General features: G+C 59.6%; 13 protein-coding genes. 5 read left to right on the top strand and 8 right to left on the bottom strand.

Annotated elements, in window-relative coordinates:
• The first annotated feature begins 33 nt into the window (after nt 1-33).
• Complete coding sequence (locus tag AC1A0G_RS01110; protein ID WP_476527118.1) at nt 34-1,023, top strand: LacI family DNA-binding transcriptional regulator; 990 nt, start codon at nt 34-36, stop codon at nt 1,021-1,023.
• A gap of 573 nt (nt 1,024-1,596) precedes the next feature.
• Here AC1A0G_RS01110 and AC1A0G_RS01105 read toward each other — a convergent pair.
• From AC1A0G_RS01105 to AC1A0G_RS01080, 6 genes are all read right to left on the bottom strand, one after another.
• Nucleotides 1,597-2,421, bottom strand: coding sequence for a pseudouridine synthase (locus AC1A0G_RS01105; protein WP_476526858.1), 825 nt, complete (start codon nt 2,419-2,421; stop codon nt 1,597-1,599).
• 391 nt (nt 2,422-2,812) lie between these two features.
• Nucleotides 2,813-4,705 (bottom strand): glutamine--fructose-6-phosphate transaminase (isomerizing), encoded by a 1,893-nt coding sequence (gene glmS / locus AC1A0G_RS01100; RefSeq protein ID WP_476526857.1) that lies wholly within the window; start codon nt 4,703-4,705, stop codon nt 2,813-2,815.
• 119 nt (nt 4,706-4,824) lie between these two features.
• On the bottom strand, nt 4,825-5,991 hold the full coding sequence (locus AC1A0G_RS01095; protein ID WP_476526855.1) for an ABC transporter permease: 1,167 nt from the start codon (nt 5,989-5,991) through the stop codon (nt 4,825-4,827).
• A complete protein-coding gene (locus AC1A0G_RS01090; RefSeq protein WP_219069191.1) occupies nt 5,979-6,668 on the bottom strand; it encodes an ABC transporter ATP-binding protein in 690 nt (229 codons plus the stop codon). Before AC1A0G_RS01090 ends, AC1A0G_RS01095 begins: the two co-directional genes overlap by 13 nt.
• Nucleotides 6,669-6,715: 47 nt before the next feature.
• Nucleotides 6,716-7,708: a hypothetical protein gene (locus tag AC1A0G_RS01085; RefSeq protein WP_476526853.1), complete on the bottom strand. Its 993-nt coding sequence runs from the start codon at nt 7,706-7,708 to the stop codon at nt 6,716-6,718.
• Nucleotides 7,709-7,748: 40 nt separating this feature from the next.
• The gene (locus AC1A0G_RS01080) at nt 7,749-8,291 is read right to left on the bottom strand and encodes a hypothetical protein (protein ID WP_219069049.1); all 543 of its coding nucleotides are present in this window, start codon (nt 8,289-8,291) and stop codon (nt 7,749-7,751) included.
• Nucleotides 8,292-8,489: 198 nt separating this feature from the next.
• Here AC1A0G_RS01080 and AC1A0G_RS01075 point away from each other — a divergent pair, with 198 nt between their 5' ends.
• The 3 genes from AC1A0G_RS01075 (at nt 8,490) to AC1A0G_RS01065 (ending at nt 10,680) form a co-directional block, all read left to right on the top strand.
• A complete protein-coding gene (locus AC1A0G_RS01075) occupies nt 8,490-9,161 on the top strand; it encodes a LuxR C-terminal-related transcriptional regulator (protein ID WP_219069051.1) in 672 nt (223 codons plus the stop codon).
• Entirely contained in the window at nt 9,137-10,351 is a 1,215-nt protein-coding gene (locus tag AC1A0G_RS01070) for a sensor histidine kinase (RefSeq protein WP_476526851.1), read from the top strand. The genes AC1A0G_RS01075 and AC1A0G_RS01070 overlap by 25 nt, the downstream gene beginning before the upstream one ends.
• An 80-nt stretch (nt 10,352-10,431) precedes the next feature.
• Complete coding sequence (locus AC1A0G_RS01065; RefSeq protein ID WP_219069054.1) at nt 10,432-10,680, top strand: helix-turn-helix transcriptional regulator; 249 nt, start codon at nt 10,432-10,434, stop codon at nt 10,678-10,680.
• Between the two features lie 264 nt (nt 10,681-10,944).
• On the opposite strand, the gene AC1A0G_RS01060 is transcribed toward AC1A0G_RS01065, so the two are convergent.
• A complete protein-coding gene (locus AC1A0G_RS01060; protein WP_476526849.1) occupies nt 10,945-11,346 on the bottom strand; it encodes an HI0074 family nucleotidyltransferase substrate-binding subunit in 402 nt (133 codons plus the stop codon).
• The gene (locus AC1A0G_RS01055; RefSeq protein ID WP_476526847.1) at nt 11,333-11,620 is read right to left on the bottom strand and encodes a nucleotidyltransferase family protein; all 288 of its coding nucleotides are present in this window, start codon (nt 11,618-11,620) and stop codon (nt 11,333-11,335) included. Before AC1A0G_RS01055 ends, AC1A0G_RS01060 begins: the two co-directional genes overlap by 14 nt.
• 104 nt (nt 11,621-11,724) lie before the next feature.
• Between AC1A0G_RS01055 and AC1A0G_RS01050 the strand changes: the two genes are divergently transcribed.
• On the top strand, nt 11,725-11,985 hold the full coding sequence (locus AC1A0G_RS01050) for a hypothetical protein (protein WP_476526846.1): 261 nt from the start codon (nt 11,725-11,727) through the stop codon (nt 11,983-11,985).
• Nucleotides 11,986-12,100 lie beyond the last annotated feature (115 nt).

Below are 12,100 nucleotides of genomic sequence, written 5' to 3'. Positions count from 1 at the left end.
AAGTGAATCATGAACCGTCCATCCACGATATCCATGCAAGACGTCGCCATCGAAGCCGGCGTCTCCCCGCAGACCGTCTCCCGCGTCGCCAACGGCAGCACCGCCGTCAAGGCCGCCACGCGCGAGAAGGTAGAGGCGGCCATGCGCAAGCTCGGCTACCGTCCGAACTACGCGGCGCGCGCGTTGAAACACGGCCGGTTCAAAGACATCGGCGTGGTCATGTTCAACATGAGCGCATACGGCAACGTGCGCATCCTCAACGCGATCTCCACCGCCGCCAACGAACACGGCTACGCGATCACCATGCTCACGATCGGCCAAGGTCGCGAACGCACGCTGCGCGCGGCGGTCGAACGCGTCAAGCAACTGCCGGTCGACGGCGTGATCGTCGTCATGGAGGAGCAGACAGCCGATTTCCTGACCTTCGAACCACCGGCCGAACTGCCCGTAGTCATCATCTCGGAAAAGCCGACCGACCACTGCCCCACCGTGGACGCCGACCAATACGGCTGCTCGGAAGCCGTGGTCGACTATCTGACCGGCAAGGGGCATCGCACGGTGTATCACATCGCCGGACCTGCGACGTCGGTCGCGGCCGAGAACCGCGAGGACGGCTGGCGGCAGGCGCTTCAGCAGCGAGGACTGCCAGTGCCGCCGGTGTATATCGGCGACTGGGAAGCCGATAGTGGCTATCAGGCCGGGCTGGCGCTCGCGCATGAGCGGGACTGCACGGCGGTGTACGCAGCGAACGATCAGATGGCGTACGGCGCGATGTTAGGGCTTCGCGCGGCCGGCAAGCGCGTGCCGGAGGACGTGAGCGTGATCGGCGTGGACGATTCGCTGGTCGGCACGGTGCCGCGGCTGGAACTGACGACGATGCGGCTGGATTTCGACGGCATCGGCCGCGAGGCGTTCTCGATGGTGACCCGCCAATGCGAAGGCGAAACGCTGCCCACCGGCGTCAAGCACGTCATCCCCGCCGCTCTCGTCGAACGAGCCTCCGTGCGCGATCTCAATGCCTGACACAGGACATGGGCGGTTCTCTTTCGCCGATAGCGCCCCCAGCTCAGCGAGTAAGAGCCGCCACGGAATCCGCTTCAACAGACGCCATCATAAGAACCGCAAGAACGAACAGCGATTCTCGCCCTCGCAGACCAGTGAAGAGCCTTGTAGTGGGGACATCTTGCAGTTGTAGGGCATAAGTCGCCATACCGTATCGACAACGAGCAAACCGACCATTGGAAAATGGCCCTTTTCACCGGCTCAAACCGTCACTCACCCCTGCCGAGCCGTCACGCATGCCCTACAACTGCAAGATACCCCTCGCAGCCGGCCGGTCCGCATGACATTTTGGCCGGCGACACGTAGCTCCTATCCAAAACATCACGCTCACAGGTCTCCTTGCGTGACATTCCGGCTAGTGATACACGACTCCTATCCCATATGTCACGCGGACAGCCCCATATGCGTGATGTTTGTGATAGCGGCACGCGCCTCCTATCCCACATGTCACGCATATGGGCCTGTTCGCGTGACATTTTGGCCAGTAACGCACCGGAAGTAGCCAAAATGTCACGCAAATCTGTTGTGAGCGGCTCAGCCCAGCGGGATACGGGATGTGAAGGTGCGCGGCTCGCGGGTGACGGGATCGATGAACGACAACTGCCGGGCGACGAGTTCGAGCGGCTGGCTGAAGTCGTCGTAGACCCGTTCGACGATATGCGGATAGAAGTCGTCGCCGATGATCGGCAGGCCAAGCGAGTTCATATGGACTCGCAGCTGATGTGTTTTGCCGGTACGCGGATGCAGCGTATAGGCGCGGACCGGCTTTGTCCTTGCACTCCCGAACGTTGGAAGCCGCGTCGTTGGCTTTTCTGTGCCCCCTGATAGGGGGAGTTGTCGGCGCAGCCGACCGAGGGGGTCACGCGCGCAAGCCTCAGATCCCAGTTCAATCACCGTCTCGGCATTGACCTCGCCCGGCTCCTCATACGCCTGCAATATCCCGCGTTGCTTGACGATGCGTGAGCGCCGCAGCAGAGGAAACACGCGCGGCGGCTCGAGCCGCGTCACCGTTCCGTATTGCGGCCGGCGAATCGGCGCCGCCGGTGCCAGGCACTCGTACACCTTGGTCGTGCGTCGCTCCTGGAACAGCATCTGGTACGCCCCGCGCAGTGCGGGGTCACGCACGAACACCACCACGCCGGCCGTGAGCCGATCCAACCGGTGCGCCGGCACGATATCCGGCTCGCCATACCGCTCGCGCAGCCGAATCAACGCCGTCTCGCGATACCACATGCCGCGCGGCGTGGTCGCCAGAAAATGCGGCTTGTCGATCACGACAATCCCCGCATCCTCATACAGCACGTCAAAATCGAACGGAATATGCGGCTCATCCGTCACCCATCGGTGCCGTTGTGTCATTGATCACCCGACTTTCCACAGTTCCAGCGGTGACCGGGAGCGGCCGGGATATGCGTTGCCCGACACGCTCCGGGCCGCTCGGCCAAGTCATACGGTCGGTCAACGCATATCCCGGCCGTTCCCTATGTAGTACATAACGTTACGTTTTATCAAACTTATTGCAGATAGATCAAACCGTAACATTCCACAAAAACGAGGTGCCGTCTGGCATATATGTTGATCGACCGTAAGACTTGGCAATGCGCTTCGCGCATTCTTCGCAGCAAGCTGCTCACTTCGCCTGAGAACAGTCCACTGGACTGTTCTCTTAACGGCTCAGCCCGGAGCGTGTCGAGCAACATATATGTCAGCCGGCACCGGACCACGCCGGAACTATCTTGCGGCTGAACTGCTACTCCACCGTGACGGACTTGGCGAGGTTGCGGGGCTTGTCGACGTCGTAGCCCTTGAGCTTGGCCATGTCCATCGCGAACAGCTGCAGCGGCACCACGTCGACGAGCGGGCTCATCAGCGTCGGGCACTGCGGCCGCCAGAACACGACGTCCGCGTAACGCTCCACATCCGGGTCGCCCTCCTCGGCCACGGCGATGATGAACGCGCCGCGCGCCTTGACCTCCTCGATGCCGGAGATCACCTTCGCGTGCAGCACGTTGCGGCCGCGTTCGGGCGGCACAATGAACACGATCGGCTCGCCTTCGTCCACAAGCGCGATCGGGCCGTGCTTCAATTCGCCGGCCGCGAACCCTTCGGTGAACGTGTACGCGATCTCCTTGAGCTTGAGTGCGCCCTCCATCGCCACCGGGTAGCCGACGTGGCGGCCGAGGAACAGGAACGATTTCGCGTTCACCATCTGTTCGGCGGCCTTCTGCACGGCTTTGGCCTGCGTGTCGAGGATCCATTGGATCTTGCGCGGCATGGCCTTGAGCGCGTCGAGCGTGGCGTGGATCTCGTCGCGGAACATCGCCCCCTTGACCTGCGCGAGGTACAGGCCGAGCACGTAGGCGGCGGTGATCTGCGCAACGAACGCCTTGGTGGAGGCGACGGCGACCTCGGGACCGGCGTGCGTGTAGAGCACGGCGTCGGATTCGCGCGGGATGGATGCGCCCTGCGTGTTGCAGATCGCCAGCACCTTGGACCCCTGTTCGCGGGCGTGGCGCAGGGCCATGAGCGTGTCCATCGTCTCGCCGGACTGCGAGATCGCGACGACGAGCGTGCGCGGCGTCAGAATCGGGTCGCGGTAGCGGAACTCGTGCGCGAGTTCGACCTCGACCGGGATGCGCACCCAGTGTTCGATCGCGTACTTGGCGACCATGCCGGCGTAGGCGGCGGTGCCGCACGCGATGACGATGATCTTGTCGATCGCCTTGAAGTCATGCTCCTCGATGCGCACCTCGTCGAGGTTCAGATCGCCGTGCTTGTCGAGACGGCCGAGCAGCGTGCGCTGGACGGCGGCCGGGTCCTCGTGGATCTCCTTGTCCATGAACGAGTCCCAGCCGCCCTTTTCTGCCGCGGACGCGTCCCAGTCAACGGTGTACGTCTTGGGATCGTCGATCACGTTGCCGAAAAAGTCGGTGACGATCACCTTGTCGGCGGAAACGCACACGGCCTGGTCCTGGTCGACTTCGAGCGCGCGCTTGGTGTACGCGACGAACGCGGCCACGTCGGAGCCGAGGAAGTTCTCGCCGTCGCCGAGTCCGACGACGAGCGGCGAATCGTGGCGTGCGCCGACGACGATGTCCGGCTGGCGGCAGTCGGTCGCGAGGATCGTGAACGCGCCTTCGAGCATGCGGGCGAGTCGGCGCACGGCCTTGAACAGGTCGGGCTTACCGTCCTCCGCGATGATCGCGTCGACGATCTTGCCGAGCAGTTTCGCGGCGACCTCGGTGTCGGTGCTCGAGGAGAACCGGTAGCCTTCGGCCTGCAGGTCGAGTCGCAGCTGGGAGGCGTTTTCGATGATGCCGTTGTGGATGATCGCGACCTTGCCGTCCGCGCTGGTGTGCGGGTGCGCGTTCACGTCGGACGGCTCGCCGTTGGTGGCCCAGCGCGTGTGCCCGATGCCGACCGTGGCGAGCGGCATCGGCTTGCGTTCGATGTCCTCGACGAGATTGGCGAGGCGGCCGGCCTTCTTGCGTACGGCGACCTGCTCCATGCCGGGGGCAGACAGGGCCACGCCGGCCGAATCATATCCGCGGTATTCGAGGCGCTTCAAGCCCTGCAAGCACACTTCCAGAGGCTTGCCGCACGCGGTTTCAACGTTTCCTGCATATCCAACAATTCCACACATAGCCCACTACCCTACCGGACGCATGTTGCAACGCGAAACCGCAACCCGCGACCATGCCCGTATTCTTCACGCGGGATGGGTCCGATCGCCACTTCGGGTCGCGTTGTCACCGCAACTTATCACCGCAACGCCAACGCGGGTTGCAGACGGGCGGCTTTGATGGCCGGTGCCAGCGAGCCGAACAATGACGTCGCACAAGCGGCCAGGCATGCGGCGAGCGCGGCATCCGTCGGATACCGCGATGGTTCCAGCGGCACGTCCAGCGTGAGCAAAGGCGGAACAACTGCGACGAGCACGGCCGATATGGCGATGCCGATTGCGGCGACCAATATGCCGAGCAGCAGCGACGAGCCGACCACCAATACGGCGATGGCGGTTCGCGTGGCACCGAGCGCTCGGCGAATGAGCAGTTCACGGGAACGCTGTTCGATGCCGGACAGGCCGATGTTCACCAATCCGATGGCCGAGACCAACAGCAACAGCAATGCGGTGATCTCGGTGCCGACTTGCAGGAACAGCAATACCGAAGCATACGATTGCGCGCCGTCGACGCGAGACCATCCCGCCGCGACGCCGCCGATGGTATCGGCAAGCATATCGTTCAGGGCACCGACCACTTGTCGATCATCCAACTCGTCGCCATGCCAATATACCGACAACGATTGCGGACTCCACAGTTGCGGCGCGAACGTTGCAAGGCTCGCGGCGTTTACGTACAGTCTGGCATCACTTGCTCCATCGTTGGCAACGCCGTTGATACGGGCGGAGACCTGTTGTGCGGAGCCGCGCATCCCGATCACCATCATGCCATCGTGCCGTCCGATCAGATTCGACGCGGCACGATTGACAACGACCTCGACCGGAGCGAACCCGTCCGCGTCGGTGAGCCAACCGCCATCCACATTCATCGGGAATACGGCGAGCCTCTGGGCATCGGTCAATATGAACTCCGCGTGCATATCCGCGGACATGCCGTTCGACTCGGCACGAACCGTCAAATCGTCCTGCTGGTAGGCGACGCTCATCGCGCCGTCCGGGAATGCGGCCAGAGCATCCATGAGCGCAAGATCGGCGTTCGCGTTCCCCGGATCGGTGCCGTTGATCGTGGCGCACCATGTAGGTTCACGACCGTTCATCCTCGCATGCACCGCTTGAAGATAATCCGTTCCCAACGTGCCGATCAGTACCGAAGCGATCAGGGCGAGAATGCCGATCAGCATGGATATCGCGGTGAGCGCCGTACGCAACGGCGTGAGACGCAGATCGTTGACGATCATGCCGAGCATCGCAACCCTCCTTGGCTCATGTGCAGCACACGTTCGCATCGTGCGGCGAGTCGCGGGTCATGAGTGACAAGAATCAACGTGGTGCCGTGATCGCGTATCTGGTGAAACAGCATGTCGGCCACCATACGTCCGGTGACCGTGTCCAAGGCACCGGTCGGTTCATCGCAGATCACCAGATCGGGGTTCGCGACCAACGCCCGGGCAATCGCCACACGTTGCTGCTCGCCGCCCGAAAGCCGCGAAGGCCTATCCTTGGCACGATCACGCAGACCGACTTCGGCCAATCTGCGCATGGCGATCCGTCGTTGCGCCAAACGTCTCGCACGCCCTTGGTATTGCAACGGAAGCGCCACGTTCTCCCACACGTTCAGATGATCGATCAGCGAGTAGTTCTGGAAGACAAAACCGATATGCCCGTTGCGTAGTTTCGCGCGCCGCGCGTCCGAGCAACGTGACATGTCCTCACCGGCGAAGCGCAGTTCACCGGTGAAGTCGACGTTGAGCAGCCCGATGATCGACGCAAGGCTGGTTTTTCCTGAGCCGGATGCACCGACGATCGCCGTGGAGGTGCCGCGTTGGAACGTCGCCGTCACATCGTCTACGGTGATCAGTCTGCCGCCTCGTGGCAAACGTATACCTGCGCTCACGTGGTCAAGCGAGATCAGCGGCTCCGACATCGTTTGGAGACGATGTTCGTCGGATGAAACGCCGCACACGTTCACGGTCATGATCCGACCGACTGAGGGACGAGATTCGGCGCTGCCGCGGATACCTCATCCCCCTCCCGCAATCCGGACATGATGATGATCGAAGTGCCGTCCGAGGCTCCCAAGGTCACTTTGACCTTCTCGAAACCGTCGTCGGTTTTCTTCAACACTTCGCCCGAACCGCTCCGCCCGGCCACGGCCGTGATCGGCACGATCAGCGATCGCTCGGTCTGCGGTGCCCGTAATACGGTGGTGACGCTTTGCCCAGTGCGCGCGGACACGTCTTTGGGGAACAGGCACTGCATGTTCGATGACGACGATTGAGGCACCAACGAGGACCCCGCCGCACCATCATCCCCAGATTGCGTCGCGTCGGAGGAATCGTCGCCGCCGGCGATGGTTCCGGCTCCGATCGCAACGACGTTTCTGGCATCATCGTCGTCCGGAATCACGGCGGCGATGCCGTTCGTCGCGCCATCCGCGGTATCGTCTGCCGAAAACGCAGCCACGGATGTTTCCACGACGGCCAAGCAGTCCGTCGGCCCCTGGCCGTCGCGTATCTGGAACCGCCCCCGCAACACGGTGTCGATCCCCACGGTTTTCAGCAGCGCCGAAGCGTCCACGGTGGACGACATGCCGGTATATCGGATGGAGAACACCGGATAGTGCGCGGCGACGTCATTGGCGGCGGCCACGGCCTCGACCACTCCATCTACGGGCGATGCGATCCTGGTTCCTCCGACCCAGCCGAGCACGGCATCCGCCGTCACATAGGCGCCAAGTTCCACGGTTGGGCGGAACCAGCCGCGCGCAGGGGCGCTGACCGTGAACGCGGCGGCGGAACGCACCACGTTGGTGAATGAGGCGACCGGAACCAGTGCTCCTTTGGTCACACTCACCGTCCGGATCTCCGGAGCGGACGTATCGATCTGTGCGGATGAGCCGACCGGTACGGACGAGCATCCGCATAATGCGATCGCGAGTGCTCCTGCACCCGCTATCGCACCCATTCCTCGATTCATGACGTTCACCGGATCATCACCGCCATCATCAGGAATCCTGCCGAGCGAGGATACTCAGGCATGCACCCGCATCGAAATTTTGCTTCAGCCCCGACATATCACCCAGTTCGGCCGCGTCGAGCGCATTGACGAAGCGCCGATCCGGGTCCTCGACATGGGCTTGGTACCAGTCCGTATCGAGCACCCGCCGCAATTCGGCGATGGATGTCTGAGCCTGTTGCGGGTCGGATTGCACATGGTCCAGAACATCCTTCTCCACCGAGCACATCCAGAAAAAGTACGCCTGGCTTGCCCCGCTGCCCCGCTCATACAGCACCGGATCGCCGTTCTCGTCGGTACTGCCGGTTTTGGTCATATCCTGCGGAAAACGATCCCCGTTCTTCAGTTCGAACGGAAAGGACGACACGGTCTTCCGATACTCCTGATTGGCCTTGTCCCAATTCATAAAACGAGAATCGGGCTCGGAACCACCGTCAATCGCAGCCATTCCACCTGACGGCGCGCAGCCGGACAACGTAACGAGCAAGATCAATCCGGCCGCAGCCAATGGCATCATGCCTGATTTACGCATATGCATTCCCGCCGTTCAGATATGCAACGTGCCGGACCAATATGATTTGCATGCCGTATTATCTTGTCCCATACGTCCATACTTGTTGTTCCTTTCCTCTTTGAAGTGGTATGCTGGCAACGTCTTGCAAACGTTGTCTATATCGTATGGATATGCGAATTCCGTTCGCAATCTTTCATAGTCCAAAGGATGACATCAATGATGACCACATCACCGCAGACAACGCATTCGATTGCAATAGTCGATAATGACGTGCTTTCGATTCACGCTCTCGCATCGCTTCTCGGACGAACCGGATCATTCGGCATTCTGTGGACCGAACGCAACGGACAGTCCGCGCTCGAACATGTTCGACGTTCCGTCGCCGGCATGAGGCCACTGCCCGAACTCATATTGGTGGATATGTCGATGAAAGGTTTATCCGGAATCGATCTATGCGAAGCGCTGCGTTATGAAAATGGCAGGATAATACTGCTCGGCATCACATCGTACGAGCCATCAGCATATTACGACGAGGCACGGCGCGTTGGAATGCAGGGAGTGATGCCAAAAGAAAAAATCGGACGGCTGGAAAACGTCATGACGGCACTGCTCGAAGCGGATCCGACATTCGGTGCTCAATTCGATGACCCGCATACCGCGCATCTTCGTTTGACGTCAACCGGCAAACCATTCGTATTGTTATTATCCGCGCGTGAAAAAGACATCCTTTCGCTCAGCTCACAAGGATATTCCTCCGAACAAATCGCACATTCTTTGGGAATCACGGCGTCGACCGTCAAAACTCATATCGCCCATGCCGTACATAAATTAGGCGTCGGCAGCAAACGAGAAGCAATCGCCCTATGGTCACGGAAAGTACATGCATGACACGAATACCGAATATCATGACATCGGCATTACAGCGGTATCAGCACAACCAAACTCTTGCCATACTATGCACGATAGTCACGGGATACTCACTGCTGCAATTCTCAATCATGAAGCCTGAAAACATCTGGCAGTGGTCGGTTGCCATCATCCAGTCGCTGACGTTAATGACACTGCCGTGTATTCCGGTAATCAGCGGCTATGCCGAAATAACACTATTTGCGATTCTTCTCGCAAGCCCATCATCATATGGGCGGTCCATTCTCGAGATAGGGGTGTGTTTCGTCCTTGGATTATTCGCATATATCGGCAGACCACGGCATATCATATTCCCCGTCGTGCTCGCGGCCTGCACCCTGCTATGGCACAATTATCTATTGTTCAGGCAATGGACAACGTTCTCCTTGATGAATATGGGACTCACATTCATATTCGCTGCCATGTCATACGTTTTCGGGTTCATTCTTCACGTCCATGAGGAAAATGAGCGGCTTGCAATACGACAGCGGCAACAGGACATCGAATACCACCATATTCGGCAAGCCGAACAGCAGCTTCTCTTGGCCCGCGACCTGCATGACTCAATAACGGGAGATTTGACGGGAATCATATTGCTGGCGCAACAGAATATCGACGACGGTACGACGCAGGATCCTCGTTTGACCGATATCATGCATCTCAGCGAGCATGCGTTACGCAACATTCGCACCATGATAAGCACGCTCAGCGAAACGACCCATGCCGATCATCCAGCGTCAAAACATGCATGGACCGACATTCGTCGATCCATAGGAGAAGGGCAAGAGAATCTTAAAAGACACGGATTCACCGGTCATATCGATATCAGCGTAGACGCATCTCCATGCATTGAAGATGCAACGGGCACTGAAATAGTGCATTTAATTACCGAAATATTCGCCAATATTCTTCGCCACGGTTCAGCCGAATCAAACTATTACATGATAGTCACGGAAAACGATGACGCTGTTACCATCACACAGACCAACACCGTCAAGGAAAAGATGGTGTCTAATCTGCCAGCTTCCGGAGAAGGGCTACGCATGCATCATATGATAATCACATCCCTTGGAGGCGAATTACGGTTTAACAGCGAAGATAATGAATGGACTTTATATGCTCTCATTCCATTACATCATGGCTCATATCCACGCAAAAACATAGACGAATAACCGTCAAACGTATCTGTCTGATTGGAAAACCGCTGCAATAACTTCTGACAGGAGTAACGCCAGAGAAAGCGAGCATGATTATGAGCACGACGAAAGAAGAATCGGACGGTATCTACCCTCAGATCGGACAGGCGCTGGTACGGGCGCGCAAGGAATCGGGACTGACGCAGGACCAGCTGGCGGAACGGTCGCGGGTGTCGCGCATCACCATCGCGCGCATCGAAAACGCGCGCATCAACCCGTCGTTCAAAACGCTCGAAGCGCTGGCTCACGGCATGGGCCGCACCCTCACCATCGATTTCACGCCCGCCGACGACATAACTGATTAGCATTTCGGTTCGGCGTGGCAAAACGGATAGACTATAGCAAAAACACCACGCCGACAGGCATCCCAGCGAAGCAATCAGGCGAAGAACTAGCCGTTTTGCAACGCTGGGACAGCCAAGCGTGGCGAAATGAACAGACCGTTGCAAAAACACCACGCCGACAGGGGTCTCAGCGGGGCAATACGGCAACGGACTAACCAATCTGCCACGCTGAGAGATGGCCGTGAGAGAGATGGCCGTGCCAAGAGACAGCCAGGCTAAGAGCACCTATTCGGTCAGCATTGCACCGTATCGCTCGATCAGTCCCTGATTCACCCGCTCGAATTCGGGGATGTAGTCGGCGATGATCGCATCCAACAAGCGCAACGCCTTGTCCGCGTCGTAGATATGCGCCGAATCGTTGCGGTCACGCAGCATGCGCAACCATGTCGTCTCATCCATGAAGTCGTAATACTGGAACGCGGTTTTCAACACGTCGCGGGGCGAGCCGGAGGCCGACACCGGATCGCCTTCGTATGCGAGCAGCGCATTGAACAGCTTCCAGCCGAGTTCGAACTGCAACTCGAACTTGTCGATCACGCCGCTCTGCACGAACTCATTGCTGAGGTCCTGATCGTGAGCCTGACGCAACGAACGCAGGGCGGAGGCGTAGTTCTCATACTTTTTCATAGAGGACCTTTCCGGTTGTCGCGATCTCGTCGCGCAGTTCGTCGGTGATCGGCTCATCCAGATTGATCACGTCGATTTTGAGCAGCGACCACAGGTCGTCCTGCAACCGCTGGTACAGCCGGTCGAAATCGAGACAACCGGCGATCGCGATGTCGATGTCGCTTTTCGGACGCGCGGTGCCCTTGGCCCGCGAACCGAACAGCACGACCTTCTCAGCTCCCGCGGCGACGGCGAATTCTACGATCTGTCGATACACATCCTCGATCGGAATCATGGTCATCTCCTTGCCGTTGCCGTCGGCTCCCATTGTAAAACATCGGAAACAACAGCCCCCCCCCGCGGCGTACCATGAGGCGCGTGAGTGCTGTACGGATGCGAATGTTGGGGAATGTGGGCGCGCAACTGCGCGATGCCGTGCGGACGGCGTGGTCGGCGACGGTGGATGCGTTGCGGGTGAAGCCGGCGATGACAGTCGCGATGTGGGTGTCGAATCTGCTGGTGATGGCGATGCCGTCGTTGCAGGTGTGGCTGATCCGTTGGGTGACGGGACCGGCCGGACTGGCCGGGATGCCGTCGGACGCGCGCATCGGCGCGGTGATCCTGCTGCTGACGTTGGGCGCGGTGGTGATCGCCGTCTGAGGGTGTCTAATTGTTTGTGTATGGGCTGCCATTCTGGAAGGATTGAATGATGGTGACCTTGAAGAACGACGATGTGGTCGAGGGGCGTGGCGATGGCGGCGCTGCCGCCGGTTCG

The organism is Bifidobacterium sp. LH_230 (assembly GCF_056357555.1).
This window is presented reverse-complemented; position numbering and strand designations above follow the sequence as displayed.